Source organism: Mesorhizobium sp. B263B2A (assembly GCF_020165775.1).
GTDB classification, from domain to species: domain Bacteria; phylum Pseudomonadota; class Alphaproteobacteria; order Rhizobiales; family Rhizobiaceae; genus Mesorhizobium; species Mesorhizobium opportunistum.
Window position 1 is genome coordinate 22,201 of the sequence record NZ_JAIUIU010000007.1, and the last position, 21,530, is coordinate 43,730.

General features: G+C 64.5%; 20 protein-coding genes and 1 tRNA gene. 8 read left to right on the plus strand and 13 right to left on the minus strand.

The annotated features are described in order from the left end of the window. Positions 1–2: 2 nt before the first annotated feature. Genes LB568_RS13770 through LB568_RS13785 form a run of 4 tightly spaced genes read right to left on the minus strand, consistent with a single transcriptional unit; the run spans position 3 to position 2,417 of the window. Entirely contained in the window at positions 3–428 is a 426-nt protein-coding gene (locus LB568_RS13770) for a DUF1178 family protein (protein ID WP_013892863.1), read from the minus strand. Then, the gene (locus LB568_RS13775) at positions 425–1,291 is read right to left on the minus strand and encodes a carbon-nitrogen hydrolase family protein (RefSeq protein WP_224730414.1); all 867 of its coding nucleotides are present in this window, start codon (positions 1,289–1,291) and stop codon (positions 425–427) included. Before LB568_RS13775 ends, LB568_RS13770 begins: the two co-directional genes overlap by 4 nt. Before the next feature lie 10 nt (positions 1,292–1,301). Then, positions 1,302–1,571 carry a glutaredoxin 3 gene (grxC, locus tag LB568_RS13780; protein WP_013892861.1) on the minus strand — a complete coding sequence of 90 codons (270 nt, stop codon included), beginning with the start codon at positions 1,569–1,571 and terminating at the stop codon, positions 1,302–1,304. Positions 1,572–1,616: 45 nt separating this feature from the next. Beyond that, positions 1,617–2,417: a ComF family protein gene (locus tag LB568_RS13785; protein ID WP_224730415.1), complete on the minus strand. Its 801-nt coding sequence runs from the start codon at positions 2,415–2,417 to the stop codon at positions 1,617–1,619. Between the two features lie 65 nt (positions 2,418–2,482). Here LB568_RS13785 and LB568_RS13790 point away from each other — a divergent pair, with 65 nt between their 5' ends. Further along, positions 2,483–3,355, plus strand: coding sequence for a methyltransferase domain-containing protein (locus LB568_RS13790; protein WP_224730416.1), 873 nt, complete (start codon positions 2,483–2,485; stop codon positions 3,353–3,355). 54 nt (positions 3,356–3,409) lie between these two features. On the opposite strand, the gene LB568_RS13795 is transcribed toward LB568_RS13790, so the two are convergent. The 5 genes from LB568_RS13795 to argJ all read right to left on the minus strand — a co-directional run bounded on the left by LB568_RS13795 (position 3,410) and on the right by argJ (position 6,645). After that, positions 3,410–3,589 carry a Flp family type IVb pilin gene (locus tag LB568_RS13795; protein ID WP_013892858.1) on the minus strand — a complete coding sequence of 60 codons (180 nt, stop codon included), beginning with the start codon at positions 3,587–3,589 and terminating at the stop codon, positions 3,410–3,412. A 110-nt stretch (positions 3,590–3,699) separates the two neighbouring features. Then, entirely contained in the window at positions 3,700–4,017 is a 318-nt protein-coding gene (locus tag LB568_RS13800; RefSeq protein WP_224730417.1) for a hypothetical protein, read from the minus strand. A gap of 153 nt (positions 4,018–4,170) precedes the next feature. Next, positions 4,171–4,593 (minus strand): (deoxy)nucleoside triphosphate pyrophosphohydrolase, encoded by a 423-nt coding sequence (locus LB568_RS13805; protein ID WP_013892856.1) that lies wholly within the window; start codon positions 4,591–4,593, stop codon positions 4,171–4,173. A 28-nt stretch (positions 4,594–4,621) separates the two neighbouring features. Next, on the minus strand, positions 4,622–5,374 hold the full coding sequence (locus tag LB568_RS13810) for a GNAT family N-acetyltransferase (protein ID WP_031250572.1): 753 nt from the start codon (positions 5,372–5,374) through the stop codon (positions 4,622–4,624). Between the two features lie 29 nt (positions 5,375–5,403). Continuing rightward, positions 5,404–6,645 carry a bifunctional glutamate N-acetyltransferase/amino-acid acetyltransferase ArgJ gene (gene argJ, locus LB568_RS13815; RefSeq protein WP_224730418.1) on the minus strand — a complete coding sequence of 414 codons (1,242 nt, stop codon included), beginning with the start codon at positions 6,643–6,645 and terminating at the stop codon, positions 5,404–5,406. A 168-nt stretch (positions 6,646–6,813) separates the two neighbouring features. Here argJ and LB568_RS13820 point away from each other — a divergent pair, with 168 nt between their 5' ends. Further along, positions 6,814–8,043 carry a caspase family protein gene (locus LB568_RS13820; RefSeq protein ID WP_224730419.1) on the plus strand — a complete coding sequence of 410 codons (1,230 nt, stop codon included), beginning with the start codon at positions 6,814–6,816 and terminating at the stop codon, positions 8,041–8,043. A 113-nt stretch (positions 8,044–8,156) separates the two neighbouring features. Then, positions 8,157–8,756, plus strand: coding sequence for a TetR/AcrR family transcriptional regulator (locus LB568_RS13825; protein ID WP_224730420.1), 600 nt, complete (start codon positions 8,157–8,159; stop codon positions 8,754–8,756). Positions 8,757–8,821: 65 nt separating this feature from the next. On the opposite strand, the gene LB568_RS13830 is transcribed toward LB568_RS13825, so the two are convergent. Next, positions 8,822–9,751 (minus strand): peptidylprolyl isomerase, encoded by a 930-nt coding sequence (locus LB568_RS13830; protein WP_224730421.1) that lies wholly within the window; start codon positions 9,749–9,751, stop codon positions 8,822–8,824. A 262-nt stretch (positions 9,752–10,013) separates the two neighbouring features. Between LB568_RS13830 and secA the strand changes: the two genes are divergently transcribed. From secA to LB568_RS13845, 3 genes are all read left to right on the plus strand, one after another. Beyond that, entirely contained in the window at positions 10,014–12,746 is a 2,733-nt protein-coding gene (gene secA / locus LB568_RS13835; RefSeq protein ID WP_224730422.1) for a preprotein translocase subunit SecA, read from the plus strand. A 299-nt stretch (positions 12,747–13,045) separates the two neighbouring features. Continuing rightward, a complete protein-coding gene (locus LB568_RS13840) occupies positions 13,046–14,446 on the plus strand; it encodes a lipopolysaccharide biosynthesis protein (protein WP_224730423.1) in 1,401 nt (466 codons plus the stop codon). Next, on the plus strand, positions 14,446–15,726 hold the full coding sequence (locus tag LB568_RS13845) for a GNAT family N-acetyltransferase (protein ID WP_224730424.1): 1,281 nt from the start codon (positions 14,446–14,448) through the stop codon (positions 15,724–15,726). Before LB568_RS13840 ends, LB568_RS13845 begins: the two co-directional genes overlap by 1 nt. A 97-nt stretch (positions 15,727–15,823) precedes the next feature. On the opposite strand, the gene LB568_RS13850 is transcribed toward LB568_RS13845, so the two are convergent. Next, positions 15,824–15,908, minus strand: a tRNA-Leu gene (locus LB568_RS13850). A 268-nt stretch (positions 15,909–16,176) separates the two neighbouring features. Here LB568_RS13850 and LB568_RS13855 point away from each other — a divergent pair. After that, a complete protein-coding gene (locus LB568_RS13855) occupies positions 16,177–16,761 on the plus strand; it encodes a YqaA family protein (protein WP_013892847.1) in 585 nt (194 codons plus the stop codon). 87 nt (positions 16,762–16,848) lie between these two features. After that, on the plus strand, positions 16,849–17,367 hold the full coding sequence (locus LB568_RS13860) for a disulfide bond formation protein B (protein ID WP_224730425.1): 519 nt from the start codon (positions 16,849–16,851) through the stop codon (positions 17,365–17,367). A 357-nt stretch (positions 17,368–17,724) separates the two neighbouring features. On the opposite strand, the gene ppx is transcribed toward LB568_RS13860, so the two are convergent. Beyond that, positions 17,725–19,260 carry an exopolyphosphatase gene (ppx, locus tag LB568_RS13865; protein WP_013896201.1) on the minus strand — a complete coding sequence of 512 codons (1,536 nt, stop codon included), beginning with the start codon at positions 19,258–19,260 and terminating at the stop codon, positions 17,725–17,727. Further along, complete coding sequence (locus LB568_RS13870; protein ID WP_023766425.1) at positions 19,260–21,461, minus strand: RNA degradosome polyphosphate kinase; 2,202 nt, start codon at positions 21,459–21,461, stop codon at positions 19,260–19,262. Before LB568_RS13870 ends, ppx begins: the two co-directional genes overlap by 1 nt. Between the last annotated feature and the right edge of the window lie 69 nt (positions 21,462–21,530).

Below are 21,530 nucleotides of genomic sequence, written 5' to 3' on the forward strand. Positions count from 1 at the left end.
GCTCAGTTGCGGTCGTCCGGGAACACCGGGATCGGCATGAAGTCGACGCCGTCCTCGGCGAGGCTCTTGGCCTCGTCCAGCGTCGCCTCGCCATAGATGCCCCGCGCATCGGTTTCGCCGAAGTGGATTTTTCGGGCTTCCTCGGCGAACTTGTCGCCGACATAGTCGGCATTCTCGCGCACCTTCTCGGCCATCGCCTTCAACTGCGCCAGAGCCTGCTTCTGCGCCTCGCCCATGGCGAGCGCTATGGTTTCCTGCTTGCGGGCCGTGGAAACGGCGGGCGCCATCAAGGCCTTCTGCACCTTGTGCGAGCCGCAGCTCGGGCAATCGACAAAGCCGCGCTTCTTCTGGGTGTCGAAATCGTCATTGCTGCGAAACCAGCCCTCGAACTCGTGCTCGTTCTCGCAGATCAGGGAAAAGCGGATCAAGAGGCAGCACCCCTGAGAAGCGGCGCCTCCGCTGAACCGGCATTGACGGCGAAATCCCGCGCATTTTTCAGGTTGGGGATCTTCTTGCGCGCGGCGAGCGACTGCGCCGGGTCGATCTCGGCGACGATCACACCGGGCTCGTCATGCGCGGCCTCGGCGATGATGCGGCCCCACGGATCGACGATCAGCGAATGCCCAAAAGTCTCGCGGCCATCCTCATGCAGGCCGCCTTGCGCGGCGGCAACGACATAGGCGCCATTCTCGATGGCGCGGGCTCTCAGCAGCACATGCCAGTGCGCCTCGCCCGTCTGGCGGGTGAAGGCGGCGGGTACGGTCAAAACATCCGCGCCGGCCATGGCTTCGGCGCGGAACAGTTGCGGGAAACGCAGATCATAGCAGACCGCGAAGCCAAGCCTGGCGCCCGCGATCTCGGTCACGACGGCCTCGGTGCCCGGTTCGTAGGCGGCGGATTCGCGCCAGCTCTCGCCATTGTCGAGATCGACGTCGAACATGTGGATCTTGTCGTAGGTGGCGAGCGTGGCGCCGTCGGGTCCGAACAGCAGCGCCCGGTTGGCGAGCTTGCCGTCGGCACGCAGGATCGCGGTCGAGCCTATATGCAGGAAGACGCCGAGTTCGCGCGCCAGCCTGCGCGCGGTCGCGACAACGATGTCCTTGTCGTCGGAGGTGAAGGAAGCGGCGCGCGCTTGCTTGTCGCGGATCAGCGCTCCGGTCATTTCCGGTGTCTGGATGTAGGTCGCGCCTTGCGCCGCCGCCTCGCGCACCAGTCGTTCGACATCGACCGCATTGCGCTCGGGGCTCTCGCCTGAACGCATCTGGATCGCAGCAGCCTTGAAAACACCCATCGTCACACCCTCAAATCGTCGCGCCGTTGGCGAGCAGCCTGTCCAGCCGGCCTTCGGCCTCCAGTTCATGGAGGTCGTCGCAGCCGCCGACATGCGTATCGCCGATGAAAATCTGCGGAAAGGTCGTGCGACCATGAGCACGCGAAATCATCTCCTGCCGCAGTTCCGGCGAAAACGAGGCATCGTGCTCGGTATAGGCGACACCCTTGCGCTCCAGCAGCCGCTTGGCTGCCGTGCAGTAGCCGCACATCATGCGCGTATAGATCGTAACATCGGCCATGACGAATTCCGTAGTCTCTTCCAAGCTCATACGTCCATTGCCGACTTATATAGTCGCGGACTCGTCCGCCCGAAAGTCCCCCGGCAATACACGGGCAAACGTCAACACGTCGACTGCGGCAGCACCTCCCTTTTTCAGCGCCTTGGTGGCGGAACGCACGGTGGCGCCGGTGGTGTAGACATCGTCGACCAGAAGCACCCTGCGGCCGGCAATCTCGATCTCGGCTTCCGCCGGCACCCGGAAAGCGGCGCGCACATTGTCCTCGCGTTCCTGCCGCTCCAGCCCGACCTGCTGCCGGGTGAGCTTGACACGCCGCATCGCCGAAGGTGCGAAAGACAGGCCGCTGAGCTCGCAAACCCCGCGCGCCAGTTCCGCCGACTGGTTGAACCGCCGCCTGAAGAAACGCCGCCAATGCAGCGGCACCGGCACCACCACATCGGCCTCGGCGATGAGATCGGCGCCGGCGCGCACCATCCAGCGCGCCATCCATGGCGCGAGGTCGGTGCGATCCTGATATTTCAGCCCCTGCACCATCTGGCGGGCAACGCCGGAATAGGCAACGGCCGCCCGCGCCCGGTCGAAGGGCGGCGGATCGGCGATCGCCTCGGCCGACAGAAAGCCCTCGCCCATGTGGTGCGTGAACGGCGTGCCCATCACCGGACACCAGGGCCGTTCCAGAAGCCGCAGCTTCGGCCAGCAGGCGCCGCACAGCACGCCGGGCTGCGAGACATGCCGGCGGCAGCCGGCGCAAACCGGCGGAAACAGGATGCGCGCCGGCCAGCCGAGGGCCGATCGGGCCAGGCTTCCGATCTCGATGGACTTGATCTTGGACCTCGGATCGGCCACGTGGTTGGTTCTCCGTACCGGCTATACCAGGTATATCAGGGCGCGGACAAACAAGGATCCGCCCGTTGCAGCCGATAATGGATACCTCTCTGTGGCTGGCGCACAAGCGGCGCGCGCTTGACGCTCCGGTTGACGGTGCCGATTTCCTCATGAACCGCACCGCCGAGGATCTTGCCGACCGGCTGGGTGCCGTCGAACGCAGGTTCGGCAAGGCCGCGGTGCTGTTTTGCCAGACGCCAGCCGCGGCCAACGTCCTGGCCGCGAGCGGCAAGGTGACGGAGATCGTCCGCGTCGAGACGGACGCGGCTTTCCTGGACGGTGCCGCAGGCATGATCGCACCGCTGGAAACCGTGCCGTTCGAGCCGGAAAGCCTCGATCTGGCGGTGTCGCTTCTGTCGCTGCAGGCGATGAACGACATTCCAGGCATGCTGATCCAGATCCGCCGCGCGCTGCGGCCGGACGGGCTTTTCCTCGGCGCCTTCGCGGGCGCCGGGACGCTCGGCGAATTGCGCGAAAGCCTGCTTGCAGCCGAGACCGAGCTTTACGGCGGCGCCAGCCCGCGCGTCATCCCGTTCACCGACGTGCGCGATGCTGGCGCGCTTTTGCAGCGGGCCGGTCTCGCCCTGCCGGTCGCCGATGTCGAAACCGTGACGGTGCGCTATGCCAACCTGTTTACGCTGATGGCCGACCTGCGCGCCATGGGCGAAACCAGCGCGCTTGCCGACCGGAGCCGGCGGCCGGGTTCACGCAAGCTGTTCGCGCGTGCCGCGGAAATCTATGCCGAGCGGTTTTCCGACCCTGATGGCCGGATAAGGGCGAGCTTCTCGATCGTCTGGATGTCCGGCTGGGCGCCCGATGCGTCGCAGCAAAAACCGCTGAAGCCTGGTTCGGCAAAGGTCTCGCTGAAGACTGTGCTGGAGGGGCCTGAAAAGCATTGAGCTGTACGCGGACAAGCCAGGATCAATGCGCGCCAAGGTCAATGCGCGCCAAGATCAATGCGCGAAAGCGTTGGCAAGCCTGCTGCCGTTGTCGCTGAACAGCCAGGTGATCGAGTTGAAGACTTGGCTGATGCCGCCAATGATGGTCAGCGACAGCACGCAGACAATCAAGGCGTATTCGACGGCAGTGGCGCCGGTCTCATCCGTCAGAAAACGCAGCAGCACTGTTTTCATCGCCTCGATCCCCGTTGCCGGAACCCTACCGCCGATCTGTTAAGAAAGGTTAACGGCAAAGGCTTAACGGGCGGTGAAATCACCGCCCTCTGGAAAATCTCTTAACCATATCAGCAGTCGCCGCTGCTCCTGCCGTCGGACTGGATGATGCAGACTGAACCTGGCTGAGCCTGCAGCACGCTGCGACGCACCGTATAGATGCTGCGATGACTGACCGAACCCGTGGCCGCCATGTCGAGACCACCGGAAAAATCGTCACGAACCGATTGCGAGCGCGTCCGGCTGTCGAGGAAAGGTGTCGCGATCAGCGCCAGTGCCACCGCGGCCGAGCCGAACAGCAGGGTGATGCGCAGCACCCCCATGCCGGCGTCGGCGACACGAAAGCTGCGGTCGGGCCGGATCGAGTCCCAATCCCTGTCTAGGCTCATGCTGTCGCTCCCCAGCGAATCGGCGGCACGGCCGCGACAACACGGCCATGCATCAATTTTTCATGATGAGATAAATCTTCCATTAACGCTGGCTGATACGACCCGATACCGTGGATCCGGCTCGGCCACCGGCGGCAGGTGGTTTTGCCCCGCTCACAGGAGATCGATGAGGAACGGGATCAGCGGAGCATCGGCCGGAGGCATCGGATAGTCGCGCATCTGCTTGGGCCGCACCCATTTCAGCGCCTGCCCTTCCCTGGGCTGGGCAATGCCGCGGAAACGGCGGCAGATGAACAGCGGCATCAGAAGATGGAAGTCGTCATAGGAATGGCTGGCGAAGGTGAGTGGTGCCAGACATGGGATCTCGGTCTCGATGCCGATCTCCTCCTGCAGTTCGCGGATGAGGCATTGTTCCGGCGTCTCGCCGGGCTCGACCTTGCCGCCGGGGAATTCCCACAGGCCGGCAAGCTGCTTGCCTGGCGGTCGCTGCGCCAGCAGCACGCGGCCGTCGGCATCGACCAGCGCGCAGGCCGCGACCAGCAGCAGGCGCTTGCCCGTACTTGCTAGATCATTCATGTATTCACCAGCTCATTCATGCCCGACGTCACTCATGACCGGGCGGCCGGCGGTAGTGGTAGCGATAGACTTCCTCGAAGCCGAGCGAATGGTAGAGCGCCAGCGCCGGCACGTTGCCGGCCTCGACCTGCAGCCAGGCCTCCCGCGCGCCGCGCAGCCGTGCCCATTTCAGCGCCGACAGGATCAGGTTGCGGCCATGGCCCTTGTTGCGCGCCGACCTGTCGGTCGCCACCTCGAACAGCCCGGCAAGATCGCCGTCATGCACGCAGATCAGCGTCGCCAGCGGTTCTGCGCCGTCTTCGAGCGCGAACAGCCCGGCTTCGGGCTGGATGGCGCCGATGATCTCCGACAGGCCGGGCCGCAACGAAACATCCGAGCCGCTGACCTTGAGCGAGGCGCCGATGAAGCGGCTGATGTCCTTGAGCGGTATCTGGTCCATAGCGGTGTCGAGCTGGGCGGCCGCCAGCGGCAGCCGCATGACCAGGGATTCGTCGAACCGGTTCCAGCCCTCCTTGTCGAGATGACTGGCCAGATCAGGCCCCGACAGCGGCGACATGCGGAAGGTCAGCGGCCGGCCATAGGCGTCGAAACGGCGGCTGGCGCGGCCGATGCGGTCGGCCATGTGCTGCGTGTCGCCGGGATCGAGCGGATTGACCGAATTCAGGCGCTTGGCCGGATGGCCGGCGGTCAGCCGCACCACCCAGGTGCCGTCATAATGGACCGCGGCCGCCGGCCAGGCGCGAAAGCCGGCCGCCTCGTAGCGGCGCACGGTTGCGAGCATGCTTGCCGGATGGCGCGAAACCAAGGCGATCAGCTCCTGTAATCGCCGTTGATGGCGACATATTCCTTGGTGAGATCGCAGGTCCACACCGTCGCCTTGCCGCGGCCGATGCCGATATCGGCGCGGATGCGGATGTCGTCGCGCTTCATGTAAGCCGAAGTCTTCTCTTCCGAATAGGCCGCATCGCGTTCGCCCTCATGCGCCAGCCGGTTGTCGCCGAACCAGATCGACAGCCTGTCGCGATCGGCTGGCTCGCCGGCCTTGCCGACGGCCATGACGACGCGGCCCCAATTGGCGTCCTCGCCGGCAACCGCCGTCTTGACCAGCGGCGAATTGGCGATCGACAGTGCGATGCGCTTGGCCGAGCGGGCCGATTTCGCGCCGGTGACGGTGACCTCGACCTGCTTGCGGGCGCCCTCGCCGTCACGCACCACCTGCAGCGCCAGCGACTTCAGCACCTTGCCGAGCGCCCGGCGGAACGCGCCGAGACGGGCATCCCTGGGATCGGTGATTTCAGGCGCGCCGCGTTGGGCGGCCTTGCCGGTGGCAAAGATCAGCAGCGTGTCGCTGGTCGAGGTGTCGCTGTCGACGGTGACGGCGTTGAAGGTCTTGGCGGTGCCGCGCGACAAAAGATCCTGCAGCACGGGAGCCGCTATCGGCGCATCGGTGGCGACGAAGGACAGCATCGTCGCCATGTCCGGCGCGATCATGCCGGCGCCCTTGGAAATGCCGTTGATGGTGACATCGATGTCGCCGAGCTTGACGGTCTGCGTCGCCACTTTCGGATAGGTGTCCGTGGTCATGATGGCCTTGGCCGCCTCGGTCCACAGATCCGGCTTGCCGTTGCTGACCAGGCCGGCCAGCAGATGGCTGAATTTCGTGGTGTCGAGCGGTTCGCCGATGACACCGGTCGACGCCAGGAAGACCTCTCCCGCCGTGCAGCCGGCCGCCTTGGCCGCCGCCTCCCCCGTCAGCGTGGTGGACTCGCGGCCCTTCTTGCCGGTGAAGGCATTGGCGTTGCCGGAATTGACGACCAGCACCCGGGCCTTGCCGGCGCCAAGGTTCTGCCGGCAGAAATCGACCGGCGCCGAGGGGCACTTCGACTTCGTGAACACGCCCGCGACCGTGGTGCCCGCGTCGAAGACCATGGCCAGGAGGTCGGTGCGGTTCTTGTACTTTATCCCCGCTTCGGCGGTGGCGATGCGCACGCCTTCGATAACAGGCATCTTGGGGTATTTCTTCGGCGCGAGCGGCGAAATCGTCGTGGACATGGGGACCTCGGGCGGGAAAATCGCAAGGGGAAGGCCGGTTTGCCCGATACGGAGCCCCTGCGCAAGGGCGTTTTCGCCGCGTCTGCCGGGCGCGAAACCACCGCGGATCAAGCTTGCGTTTCAAATCTGTTGGCATCGCCGGGGACTGTGGCGCTATCATCGCTTCCCATGGGCAGGCTTGCGATCCTCGCTTGGGCGTTTCTGGGACTTTTGCTGCTGAGCGCCGACGCTGAGCCGCAACGGCGCGTCGCGCTCGTCATCGGCAACGGCACCTATGCCGAAGCCGGCACGCTCGCCAATCCGGTGAACGACGCACTCGATATCGCCGATAAGCTGCGCTCGATCGGCTTCGAGGTCATCGAAGGCAACGATCTCGGCAAGCGCGAGCTCGAACGCAAGATCGGCGAGTTCTCGGATGCCCTGCAGGGCGCCGGCGCCGGGCTTTTCTACTATGCCGGCCATGGCCTGCAGGTCGACGGCCGCAATTACGTGGTGCCGGTCGACGCCAGGCTCGACATGCCGGTGAAGCTCCAGCTCGAAGCGGTGCCGATCGACGAAGTCCTCGACATCATGGAACAGCAGACCAAGGTCAGCCTGGTGTTTCTCGATGCCTGCCGCAACAATCCGTTTGCCCGCAGCCTGAGCCGCAGCGCCACAACCCGCTCGGCGACCGCGCTGGCAGGGCTGGCGCAATTCGATTCGACGCGCGGCTCCTTCATCGCCTTCTCGACGGCGCCGGGTGCGGTCGCCATGGACGGTACCGGGCGCAACTCGCCCTTCGCCGCCGCCTTGCTGCGGCACATCGCCGAGCCCGGCCAGAGCATCAACGACATGATGATCGCGGTGCGCCGCGACGTGGTCTCGCAAACGCGCGAGGCCCAGCGACCATGGGAACAGGGTTCGCTGCTCGAACGCTTCGAGTTCGTGCCGGGCGGCGGGCCGGTGCTGTCGCCCAAGGTGGCGGCGGCGCCCGCGCCAGCCCCGCAGGTCGCTGCACTCGAGCGCTCCGTGGGCGACGACAAAGCCTCGATCGAAAAATTCCTGCGCCAGGATTATCTGGCGCCGGACACCAGGGCGATGGCCGACACCGTCCGGCGGCTCTACGGTTCGTCCGCCTCCATTTTCGGCACACGCTACGACGCCGCCGCCATCCTCAAGATGAAGGCCGACTGGTTTGCGCAATGGGCTTCGTGGTCGCTTGGCCTGGAACCCGGCAGCCTGGAGATCACGCCGCATGGGGAGGATCGCGCCGATGCCGCTTTCGCCATGCGCTACGACTATGTGCCCAAGGACAAGTCGGCGGCACGGCTGACCGGCAAGGCGCGCGTCACGCTCGGGCTGGTCAAGGCCGAGGACGGGTGGCGCATCGAGTCGGAAACCTCTCAAGCGGTGCAATGAACGGCGGGACGATCGCCCTGCGGCTTCGCCTGATTCGTTGAAAAACGGGCCGTTTCGTTTCATCGCCGGCTCACCTATGATTGCCGGCGAAACTGTTGGCGAGGACGACGGGAATGGCCGAGGACGCGGATCCGGCACGCAAATCGATTGGCGCCAGGCGCAATCCCGACAGCGCCGAAGCCATCCTGGAAGCAGCCGAAGCCGTGCTGGTCGAGGCCGGCTATGCCGGTTTCTCGATCGAAGCCGTGGCGCGCCGCGCCCGTGCCGGCAAGCCGACCATCTACCGCTGGTGGCCGAGCAAGGCGGCATTGCTGCTCGAAGTCTACCAGCGCCAGAAACGCGTCGATGTGCCCGATACCGGAAAACTGGAGGAGGATCTTGTCGGCTTCCTGGAGAACCTCTTCGCCCATTGGCGCCAGACATCGTCGGGCAGCGTGTTCAGGTCGCTGATCGCCGAGGCGCAGACGGACGAAACCGCGGCGACAGCCCTTGCCGGCTATGCCAGCGGACGCCGCGCCCATACCGCGCAGATCATCGAGCGCGCCAAGGCCAGGGCGGAGGTCGCGGCCGATATCGATCCGGGCGTGGTCGCCGACCTCGTCGCTTCCTATGCCTGGCGGCATCTCCTGACCAACCAGCTCGATGAGCCCGAGGCGACGATACGCAAGGTGGTCCACTATCTCCTGCAAGGCATAGCGGCATCAGGCAGATAGCGGCGGCTAAAAAAAGGGCGCGGCAACCCTTGGCTGCCGCGCCCCTTTGAAAACCTCGTTCAGGCTTACTTGCCGGCTTCCATCGTATCGACGGCCTGCTTCAGCTTGGCATCGGGGATCTCGACCTTGGCTCCGGCGCGCAGTGACTTGACCAAGGCGAAATACTTGTCGCGGATGACCGCCTGCTTGGCCTGGTCCTTGACGTCGTCGAAGGCCGGCGGCTGCTTGGTGCGCTTGTCCTCGAGCTTGATGACGTGCCAGCCGAACTGCGACTGCACCGGCTGTTCGGTGTATTTGCCGACCTCGAGCGCGAAGGCAGCCTTGTCGAATTCCGGCACCATCTGGCCAGGTCCGAACCAGCCGAGGTCGCCGCCGCTGGTCTTGCCCGAGGGATCGCTGGTGTGCTCGTTGGCGAGCTTCTGGAAGTCGGCGCCGCCATCGAGCTGCTTGATGATCGCCTCGGCCTCTTCCTTCGTCTTCACGAGGATGTGACGGGCATGCACCTCGTTGACCGGCGGTGTGTTGGCGATCTCCTGGTCGTAGCGGGCGCGGACTTCGGCATCGGTGACCTTGGCAACGACGCCCTTCTCGACCATCTCGCCATGCAGCGCGCGCTGCTGCAGGAAGGCCATGCGGCGCTGGAAGTCGGGATCCTTGTCGAGACCGGTGGTGACGGCCTGGGCGGCCATGACGCGGATCTCGATGGCCGCCGAAAGTGCCGCGGCGCGGCGCTGTTCGGGCGGCAGCTGCGCGAACTGCTGCGACAGCTCGCCTTCGGCAAGCATGAGGTCGGCTTCGGTCAAGGGCTGGCCGTTGACGGTGGCGACCACGGCATTCGGGTCGACCGGCGCCGCCGCGGGTGCTGGAGCCGCCGCATCGGCCGGCGCGGGAGCCGGAGCGGTCTCCTGCGCCATCAGCGGCGACAGGCTAAGAGCCGACAGCCCGAAAGCCAGACCAAGGCTGGCAAGCGACGCACGGCGGAACAACAAGGACATAAGGATGACTCCGGTGGAGGATTGTAAGGAGGGACGGCTTCCAGATCAGCCAGATTGTGGCGGAATTTGGCGCGACCGGCAGGGCCAGCGCGGCGTTGACATCAGTTGAGCCCCCTCTTATCTGTCCAACGACTTGGCGTCCAGAACCGTTTTCCGGGCGCTTTTTGTGTTTGCCCGCATTCAAGCGGTGCGTTCACGCGGATTTGATGGGGCCGGCCGGCGCCTGTCTCAAGATTGAGAATTCTATCGAAAGGACCATTGGATGGTCAGTCTCGGCGGTCTCGCCCGTAAGGTTTTCGGTTCCTCCAACGACCGTCGGGTCAAATCGACCCGGCCCCGCGTCGAGGCGATCAACGCCATGGAAAACGAGATGCGGGCTCTTTCCGACGCCGAGCTTGCCGGCCGCACGGCAAAGTTCCGCCAGGATATCGCCAATGGCGCCAGCCTTGACGACCTTCTGGTCCCGGCCTTCGCCACCGCCCGCGAAGCGGCGCGCCGCGTGCTCGGCATGCGCCCCTTCGACGTCCAGCTGATCGGCGGCATGGTGCTGCACAATGGCGGCATCGCCGAGATGCGCACCGGCGAGGGCAAGACGCTGGTCGCTACGCTGCCGGTCTACCTCAACGCACTCGCCGGCAACGGCGTCCATGTCGTCACCGTCAACGACTATCTCGCGACCCGCGACTCCGAATGGATGGGCCGGGTCTACAAATTCCTCGGCCTCTCGGTCGGCGTCATCGTCCACGGCCTGTCGGACGAAGAGCGCCGCGTCGCCTACGCGTCCGACGTCACCTACGCCACCAACAACGAACTCGGCTTCGACTATCTGCGCGACAACATGAAATACGAGCGCGCCCAGATGGTGCAGCGCGGTCACAATTACGCGATCGTCGACGAAGTCGATTCGATCCTGGTCGACGAGGCGCGCACGCCGCTGATCATTTCCGGTCCGCTCGAGGACCGTTCGGAAATGTACAACACCATCGACACCTTCATCATCCAGCTGCAGCCGCAGGATTATGAGATCGACGAGAAGCAGAAGACCTCGATTTTCACCGAGGAAGGCACCGAGAAGCTGGAGAACCTGCTGCGCGACGCCGACCTTTTGAAGGGCGAGTCGCTCTACGACGTCGAGAACGTCGCCATCGTCCACCACGTCAACAACGCGCTGAAGGCGCACCGCCTGTTCCAGCGTGACAAGGACTACATCGTGCGCAACGGCGAGATCGTCATCATCGACGAGTTCACCGGCCGCATGATGCCCGGCCGCCGCTATTCGGAAGGCCTGCACCAGGCGCTGGAAGCCAAGGAGCATGTGGCGATCCAGCCGGAGAACCAGACGCTGGCCTCAGTCACCTTCCAGAACTACTTCCGCCTCTACAAGAAGCTTTCCGGCATGACCGGCACGGCGCTGACCGAGGCCGAGGAATTCGGCAACATCTACGGCCTCGAAGTCACCGAGATCCCGACCAATTTGCCGGTCATCCGCATAGACGAGGACGACGAGGTCTACCGAACGGTCGAGGAGAAGTACAAGGCGATCGTCAAGGAGATCCGCGAAGCCAGCGCCAAGGGCCAGCCGACGCTGGTCGGCACGACCTCGATCGAGAAGTCCGAGCAGCTGGCCGAGCGCCTGCGCAAGGAAGGCTTCAAGGACTTCGAGGTGCTGAACGCCCGCCACCACGAGCGCGAGGCGGCCATCGTTGCCCAGGCTGGCAAGCCCGGCGCCATCACCATCGCCACCAACATGGCCGGCCGCGGCACCGACATCAAGCTCGGCGGCAATGCCGAGATGCGCATCGCCGAGGAACTGGGCGACATGCCTGAAGGCCCCGAGCGCGAGGCGCGGGAAAAAGAGATTAATGCCGACGTCGAGCGGCTGAAGGAGAAGGCGCTGGCCGCCGGCGGCCTCTACGTACTGGCCACCGAACGCCATGAATCGCGCCGCATCGACAACCAGCTTCGTGGCCGCTCAGGCCGCCAGGGCGACCCTGGCCGCTCGAAATTCTTCCTGTCGCTGCAGGACGACCTGATGCGTATCTTCGGCTCCGAGCGCATGGACGGCATGCTGCAGAAGCTCGGCCTCAAGGAAGACGAGGCGATCATCCATCCCTGGATCAACAAGGCGCTGGAAAAGGCGCAGAAGAAGGTCGAGGCGCGCAACTTCGACATCCGCAAGAACTTGTTGAAATATGACGACGTCTCCAACGACCAGCGCAAGGTCGTGTTCGAGCAGCGCATCGAACTGATGGACGGCGAAGGCCTGTCGGAAACCATCGGCGAGATGCGCGAGGGCGTCATCGAAGAGATCGTCGCCAAGGCCATCCCCGAAAACGCCTATGCCGAGCAATGGGATGTCGCCGGCCTGAAGGCCGAGGTCGCCGAATTCCTCAATCTCGACCTGCCGATCGAGGACTGGGCCAAGGAAGAAGGCATCGCCGAGGACGACATCCGCGAGCGCATCACCCAGGCCGCCGAGGCCGCCGCCAAGGAACGCGCCGAACGCTTCGGCCCGGAGGTGATGACCTATGTCGAGCGTTCGGTGGTGCTGCAGACGCTCGACCATCTGTGGCGCGAGCACATCGTCAACCTCGACCACCTTCGCTCCGTCGTCGGCTTCCGCGGCTACGCCCAGCGCGATCCGCTGCAGGAGTACAAGAGCGAGGCCTTCGAGCTGTTCCAGGCGATGCTGGGCAATCTGCGCCAGGCCGTCACCGCGCAGCTGATGCGCGTCGAACTGGTCCGCCAGGCCGCCGAAGCGCCGCCTCCGGAAGCCCCCGACATGTTCGGCAGCCATATCGACGGCACCACCGGCGAGAATGATTTCGGCGACGGCGAGACCGCCCTCCTGGTGCGCCAGGAGCAAAACGCCATCGTCGCCCCCGAGGACCGTGATCCGAACAACCAGGCCACCTGGGGCAAGGTCGGCCGCAACGAAGCCTGCCCCTGCGGCTCGGGGAAGAAGTACAAGCATTGTCATGGAGCGTTTGCGTAAGGGCCGCGCTCTTCCTTCTCCCCGTGAACGGGGAGAAGGTGCCCGAAGGGCGGATGAGGGGCGGCGCTGACCTCTGCGATTGTCAGACGCAGTCCCCGCGAAGCCATTTCGTCCGGGATAGTTTCCCTCGCCCTGCCCGCATCAGCCCGATGCTGCGAAAGCTGGCGCTGCCCATCCGCCTGCCGGCACCTTCTCCCCGTATAGGGACGGGGCGAAGGAAGCTCCCCGCCCACGTTTTCTTAATGTGTCTCCGCTACACCCAACCCTGAAAAAGAGGCGGAAAACGGAGAAAATTCGGGGTGCGCTTTTCCGCGGCCACGACTGCCGGGCGGTTCTTGCCGCAGCGCTTGGCGCTGCGCATGGGGCCGTTGCTCGACCGCATCGACGCCGTGCTGTTCACCGCCGACGAGCGCGGCGAGGCCGGCCGCATGTCGGTCATCGCCTTCTCCATCCGCATCGTCAGCGCCGTCATCGCCTTCGTCAGCCAGGTGCTGATGGCGCGCTGGATGGGCTCGTTCGAATACGGCATCTTCGTCCTCGTCTGGGTGACGATGGTCATCGTCGGCAATCTCGCCTGCCTCGGCTTCCACACCTCGGTCATCCGCTTCATCCCCGAATACCGCGAGCGCGGCCTGATGGATGAGCTGCGCGGCATCGTCGTGGCCAGCCGCCTGTTCGTGCTGATCGCGTCCACCATCATCGCCGGGCTCGGCGCGCTGGGCGTCTGGTTGGCCGCACCATGGATCGAGAACTACTACGTGATACCGTTCGTCCTGGGCGTCATCTGCCTGCCGATGATCGCGCTGTCGGACCTGCTGCAAGGGCTGGCGCGGGCCAATTCATGGGCGCTGTTCGCCTTGTCGCCGACCTACCTGATACGCCCCGTGCTGATCCTGCTGTTCATGGCGCTGATGCTTTTCGCCGGCTACGCACCCGACGCCAAGACAGCGATATTCGCCTCCATCGCCGCCACCTATGTCACCACGCTCGCGCAACTCATCGGCGTCACCCAGCGCATGGAGCGGAAGATCCCCGCTGGACCGATGAAGGTGCATTTCGCGCAATGGTTCGTCGTCTCGCTGCCGATCTTCCTGGTCGAAAGCTTCTTCTTCCTGCTCACCAACGCCGATGTGCTGATGGTCGGCGCCTATATGGATCCCAACGACGTCGCCGTCTATTTCGCCACGGTCAAGACGCTGGCGCTGGTGCATTTCGTCTATTTCGCGGTCAAGGCCGGCGTCGCCCAGCGCTACGCGCAGTTCACCCATGGCGAGCCGGAAAAGCTTGCAGCCTTCGCCCGCGAGACGGTGTCGTGGACCTTCTGGCCGTCGCTTTTGATGGCGCTGCTGGTGCTGGCGCTGGGCGAACCGATGCTGGTGCTGTTCGGCCCCGAATTCACATCGGGCTATCCGCTGTTGTTCCTGCTCGTCTTCGGCGTGGTGGCGCGCGCCGCCGTCGGCCCATGCGAGAGCCTGCTCACCATGAGCGGCAACCAGAACATCTGTGCCGCCGTCTATGCCATGACATTGGCCTTCAACATCGGCCTCAACGTCGTGCTCATCCCGCTCTTCGGTCTGTGGGGCGCGGCGATGGCCACCGCCTTCGCCATGATCTTCGAGGCCGGCGCGCTGTCTTTCACGGTCTGGCGCAAGCTCGGCATCGTCATGGCGATCTTCGTGCCAGTCCAAGGAGCCGCGTGATGGCCGCTGCCCCCCTGCTCGAGGAAACCAGCGGCGGTACGGCCGGCGCCATGGTGTCCGGCCTTGCCGGGCTGGCGCGCGACGCCGACCCTGCCCATATCGAAATCCTCGCCAACAACCGGCCCGAGCGCAAGCTCGCCATCTATCCGGCATCGGCCGGCTTCGACCTGGTCGAGGAGCTGGATTATCTCTGCGCCCGCACGATCGAGCCGAACGTCTTCTTCAACCCGCGCTTCCTGGCTCCGGCCATGCCCCGGCTGGAGGATCGCGAGGTGCGGCTGGCGGTGATCCGCGACGGCGACGAATACCGCAACCGGCTGCGCCTCCTGGTGCCGTTCTCGGTGGAACGCCCGGTGGTGCCGCTCGGCGTGCCTGTGATGCGCACATGGTCGAGCCCGTTCGGTCCGCTCGGCACGCCGCTGATCGACCGCGACGATCCGGTCGGCGTGGTCGAGGATTTCTTCGCGATGCTGTCGCGCCCGCACCTGAAACTGCCGAAGGTCTTCGTCCTGCCCGACATCAGGCTCGACGGTCCGGTGGCGAGCCTGCTCGGCACCGTGGCCGAGACGCGCGGCCTGATGCTGGTCACAACCGGCCAGACCCAGCGCCCCGCGCTGGAGAGCGAACTCGACGGCGACGACTATCTGAAGGCCTCGCTGCGCGCCCACCATTACCGCGAATTCCGCCGCCTGAAGCGGCGCCTCGGCGACCTCGGCAAGCTGGAGCATGTGGTGGCGCGCGGCCCCGAAGAGATCCGCCACGCCATCGAAAGCTTCCTGACGCTGGAAGCGTCCGGCTGGAAGGGCCGCGAGCGCACCGCCATGGCGATCGACCGCTTCCGCGCCGCCTTCGCGCGCGAGGCCGTGCATCGGCTCGCCGAACAGGACATGTGCCGCATCCATTCGCTGACGCTCGACGGCCGCACCATCGCCTGCCTGATCGTCTTCGTCGAAGCCGGCGTCGCCTACACCTGGAAGACGGCCTATGACGAGACGTTGGCCGCCTATTCGCCGGGCACGCTGTTGATGATCGAAGTGACGAAGCAGCACCTCGACGATCCCAACATCATGATGACCGATTCCTGCGCCGTGCCGGACCATCCGGTGATGAGCCGGTTGTGGACCGAGCGCAAGCCGATCGGCACGCTGGTGATCGGGCTGACGCCGGACGCCGACCGCCTGGCACGCCAGGCCGCCTCACAGCTGCATCTCTACCGTGAAACCCGCAACATGGCCCGCCTGCTGCGCAACCGCATGAAGAGCCTGCTGCGGCGTCGGTGATCCTCCTTCGCCAAGGCTACGGAGGACACTCTCCCGTCCATCGAGCTCCGAAGCTCCAAGAGGGTGGCTTGCCACCCAAAGCTCAAAGAGCGAAGGGTGGTGCCCCTAGCCGGGATCGAACCAGCACTCCTTGCGGAACTCGATTTTGAGTCGAGCGCGTCTACCAATTCCGCCATAGGGGCTCAGGCCGGACGGCCTGGATGGGCGCGGACTATACGGTCGGAGGCCTGTTCGTCAACTGGCCAAATCTCGGGATCGCCTGGATGCGACCAAACTGCGCCTTCCGATTTCGTGGGTGTGCTGCCATTGTGCAGCGCGGAAAATCTTTCTAGACAGGCGGCGTGTCAAAGCGATGCCCATCTGAACACGGATGGATGCCCTGCGCTTTGGGTCCTTGTTCTGTCCCGAAACCGATACGCACCTTGCGGGCGACATGCATTAGGAGTGCCGATGCTTCGTGGACTGTACGAATGGACCTTGTCCCTGGCGGCCCGCAAATCCGCCGAATGGTGGCTGGCCTTCATCGCTTTCGTCGAAAGTTCGGTGTTCTTCATCCCGGCGGACGTACTGTTCCTGCCCATGGCGTTGGCGCGGCCGGAACGCGCCTATCGCTATGCGCTGACCGCCACTGCCGCGTCCGTGCTGGGCGGCATCGCCGGCTGGCTGATCGGCTACTATGCCTACGACACGATAGCACGGCCGATCCTGGAGCACTTCGGCGGCATTGCCACGTTCGAGAAGTGGCAGTCGTCCGGGTACGGGCTGATGCTCGTGCTGCTCGTCACGTCCGGTGTTGCGCACCTGCCGCCGATCAAGGTGGTCACCATTCTGGCCGGGGCGCTTCACATCAATCTTGTGGTCTTCATCGTCTCGGCCATCTTGGCGCGAGGCGCTCGTTTCCTGCTGCTTGCCTGGCTGCTGCGCCGCTATGGCGAGCCGATCAGGGAGTTCATCGAGAAGCGCCTGGGATTGATCGTTGGCGCCGGCGCGGCTGCCCTGATTTTGCTCTATATATTGGTCAAATACGCGTTCTGATCCATGTCGCCCAAAACTGTGTAGTGGCTTTGGGACAACGGCACGGACAAGGAAATAGCCGGACGAATTCAGCGGACGAAAGACCCAATGACAGCCATCATGAATGCCGATACCGGACGCCAGCGGACGCGAACCGCCCTGTTTCTCGCCGTCGCCATGGCCGCCACCGTCGGCTCGGCACTCTGCTTCCAGTATATCGGCGGCTACATCCCCTGCCATCTCTGCCTGGAGCAGCGCACCCCCTACTATATCGGCGTGCCGTTGATGGTTCTGGCGGTGATTGCATCGATGCTGCGCGCACCCGCATGGCTGACGCGCGGCCTGCTGGGCATCGGCGGCCTGCTGATGCTCTACGGCCTCTATCTCGGCGTCTACCACTCCGGCGTCGAATGGCAGTGGTGGGCGGGCCCGACCGATTGCACGGCGGGCGCCGGGCCGGTCGACACCGGTGGCAAGGGCGTGCTCGACGCGCTCGACAAATTCGTGCCGCCCTCCTGCGACAAGGCCGCGCTGCGCATCCTGGGCCTGTCGCTGGCCGGCTGGAACGCCATCGCCAGCCTTGTCCTAGCAGCCGTCGCCTTCCGCGGCGCACTTTCCCGCGACTGAGCCTATTCGCGTGAGTGGCACGACGCAGAGTTAGAACGAAAATTCAGCAGGCTGAATTGCATGGCGTGGCTTTCGACGCCGAGCCAGGTCGACCCCCACTCCGTCTCGGCTTCGCCGAGCCACCTCTCCCCCGATCGACGGGGTAGAGGAAGGGCGCGAGCCTATTGCCGCCAACGCTTTTCCAACGAGGCTCCCTTCCTTTCCCTCCGGAGGGGGGAAAGGTGGCGTTGCGAAGCAGCGACGGATTGGGGGAAGCCGGTCATCAAACGCGAAGCCGCTGGCAAGTGGCGCGATTGAGTTGACATAATATCCGAATATCCGCGTGGGTCAGATAAATCACGCTCCGGCAGGCCGTGTTCATTTCACCGACATGCTCGGGCCGCCCTCGACGGCCAGCACCAGCCGGCGGTTGGTTATCCTTGCCAGTTGCGCTAGGCGCCCGGCCGGCCGTTCGCCATAGAGGTCGGCCAGGGATGCCGGCAACACCAATGCCAGCACGCCGTTGGCGCGCTGCTCCCACTTTAGCCTGGGCATGATGCCGGGCATCGAGGCCGTCAGCAGATAGACGACGCGCATCATCGCCGCCAGAACCCGGGCACGTTCCAGATAGCGCGGCGTCGCCAGCGCCTTGATTTCGGGCGCGATGGATTCGTTGAAGATGCCATCGTGGCGATAAGCGTTGGCCAAGGCCAGGAAGGCACGGCCGGGATGGTCCACGCCGAAGAAGGAGGCGTGCGCGATGATGTTGAGCGATTGCCTGCCGCGATACTCCGGATGGGCGCGCCAGCCTATATCGGCCAGCAATGCGGCGGCGTGGCGGTAGCGCGCCTCGTCCTCCGTCTCATCGATGCCGAAGGCGGCAAAGGATTTTGCCGTCCAGTCGACCAGTTCATGCGAATGGGTGAGCGAGCGCGAGCGCAAGCGGGCGAGTTCCTCGGATGCCGAAATCAACGGATCGGCCTTCTGCTCGGCCTCGTCGAGCAGCGAATAGAGAAAGCCTTCGCGCACACCGAGCGCCGAGACGATGATCTTCGACGGCTGCATGGCCGCCATGATCTCCTGCAGGACGATAGAGCCGTAAGGCAGCAGCGAGCGGCGATTTTTCGATACGCCTTCAATGCCCTTGATCTTCTCGATCTCGGCTTTTGCCACCTGCTTGAGAAAGGCCGTCGCGCTCTCGGCGGATATCTCGTAGTGGTGCATGACGCCAAGCGGGTAGTTGGTCATCTCCATGTGCAGCCGGGCGAGGTTTCGCCAGGTGCCGCCGACGGCGTAGAAGGGCCGGCCCTGCCCGCCCTTCAACAGCTTGGCCCGCGCCAGTTCGTCGCGCGCGATCTTCTGCGCCTGGGTAAGCGAGTTCTTGGCCATGTCCTGCAGGCGCAGGCCACCCAGCGGCAGCGTTATGCCATCGCCGATCGCCTCGCCATTGACGTCGACCAGTTCGAGGCTGCCGCCGCCGAGATCGCCGGCGATGCCGTTGGCCGGGTGGAAGCCGGAAATGACACCGAGCGCCGAATAATAGGCCTCCTGGCGACCGCTGATGACACGAATCTCGGTCTTCAGCACCTCTTCGGCGCGGTGGATGAAATCGGGACCATTGATCGCCTCGCGGGCGGCGGCGGTGGCCAAGACATACATGTGCTCGGCGCCGGCCTGGTCGGAGAGCGCACGGAAGCGGCGGAACTCCTCCATCGAGCGCGTCACCGCCTCGGGATCGAGTTTGCCGGTCGAAACGATGCCGCGGCCAAGGCCGGCCAGCATCTTTTCGTTGAACAGCATGGTCGGCGAACGCGCCAGTCCCTCATAGACGACAAGGCGGATCGAATTCGACCCGATGTCGATGATGGACAGCGGTCGGCGGTCCTGCAGCCGGCCCTGGGAATCAGACAGCATCAGCCGGACGCTGCGGCGTTCTTCTTGCGGCGCTTGAACTGCGCGATGCGCTTGGGCGCGTGCGACTTCAGCGCGTCACCCCGTCCCGACAGGCTCGGATTGGTCATGAAATATTCCTGCGCGTTGAACGGTTCCTCGCCCTCCTCCAGCACGACGCGCCGGGAGGTTCCATCAGCCAATACGTCGAAACTTTGCTGATTGTCCATGATGTTGCCGAGCATGATCTGGCCAAGGACCTGTTCATGCACAGTTGGATTGGTGATCGGCACCATGGTCTCGACGCGGCGGTCGAGATTGCGCGGCATGAGATCGGCCGAGGAGATGTAGACGATCGCTTCGTCCGAGGGCAGGCCATGGCCATTGCCGAAGCAATAGATGCGGCTGTGCTCGAGAAACCGGCCGACGATCGACTTCACCCGGATGTTTTCCGAAAGCCCCGGAACCTGAGGCCTGAGGCAACAGATACCGCGCACGACGAGGTCGATCTCGACGCCGGCGCGGCTGGCATCATAGAGCGCATCGATGATGATCGGGTCGACAAGCGCGTTCATCTTCATCCAGATGCGAGCCGGCTTTCCTTCCAGCGCATGGGCGACTTCGGCGGAAATGTGCTTCAGAATGCGGCTTCTCAGCGTGAAGGGCGAGATCGCCAGCCGCATTTCGTCGGTCGGCTCAGCGTAGCCGGTGATGAAATTGAACAGCTGGGCGACGTCGCGGGCGATCGTCGGATCGGTGGTGAAGAAGGACAGGTCAGTATAGATGCGCGCGGTGACCGGATGGTAGTTGCCGGTGCCCAGATGCACGTAGTTGCGCAGTTTGCCGTCTTCGCGGCGCACCACCAGCGACATCTTGGCGTGGGTCTTGAGTTCGAGGAAACCGAACACGACCTGCACGCCGGCGCGCTCCAGATCGCGCGCCCAGCGGATGTTGGCTTCCTCGTCGAAACGGGCCTTGAGCTCGACAAGCGCGGTCACCGACTTGCCGGCCTCGGCCGCATCGACCAGCGCGCGCACGATCGGGCTGTCGTTGGAGGTGCGGTAAAGCGTCTGCTTGATCGCCACCACCTCGGGGTCGGCCATGGCCTGGCGCAGGAACTGCACCACGACGTCGAAGGATTCATAGGGGTGGTGGACGATGATGTCCTTCTCGCGGATGGCGGCGAAACAGTCGCCGCCATGCTCGCGGATGCGCTCGGGAAAGCGCGGATTGTAGGGCGTGAACTTCAAATCGTCGCGGGCGACCGCCACGATCTCGGAGATCTGGCTGAGCGCCAACGGGCCGGTGAGCACGCTGATACGGCTCGACGAGACGCCAAGCTCGCCGGCGACGAAGTCGCGCAATTCGCTGGGCATCAGCTTGTCGAATTCGATGCGGATCACCGAACCGCGGCGGCGGCGCTTCAGCGCCGTCTCGAACAGGCGCACGAGGTCTTCCGATTCCTCCTCGACCTCGATGTCGCTGTCGCGGATGATGCGGAATGTGCCGGAACCCTTGACCTCATAGCCGGGGAACAGCTTGCCGATGTAGAGGCCGACCGCCTCTTCCAGCGGGATGAAGCGGACATGGTGCTTGCGGTCCGGAAGACGGATGAAGCGCTTCAGCGCCACCGGCAGGCGCAAGAGCGCGCTCATCTCCTCGCCATTCTTGCGATGGCGAAGCTGCAGCGCCATCGAGAAACCGAGATTGGGAATGAACGGGAATGGATGCGCCGGGTCGATCGACAACGGGGTCAGCACCGGAAATACCTGGTCCTGAAAATGCTCTTCCAGCCAGGCCTTCTCATCCTTGGTCAGCGCATCCCGCGTAATGGTCTCGATGCCTTCCTTGTTGAGCAGCACGGTCAGCGCCGATAGACTCTTCTGCTGGTCTTCCTGCAGCCGCTCGACCTCGCGCAGCAGCTGTTCGAGCTGCTGTTCGGGCGTGCGGCCGTCAGGGCTCTTCAAGACGATGCCCTCGCGCACCTGGCCGGCGAGGCCGGCGACGCGGACCATGAAGAACTCGTCGAGATTGGCGGCCGAGATCGACAGGAAGCGGACGCGCTCCAGAAGCGGATGATTGGTGTTCAGCGATTCCTCGAGCACGCGGCGATTGAACTGCAGCCAGGAAAACTCGCGATTGACGAAACGGTCTGGATTGCCGCCCTCCGGGCTCGCCGCCTCGACATTGATGAATTCGCTCTGCACCGGCTTCAGTTCGTTCATTGTTCCTGCTCTTCCCACCAGCTCGGCCGGTTAACCGGCTTAACTTATCCTCTGACAGGCTTTTGCGAC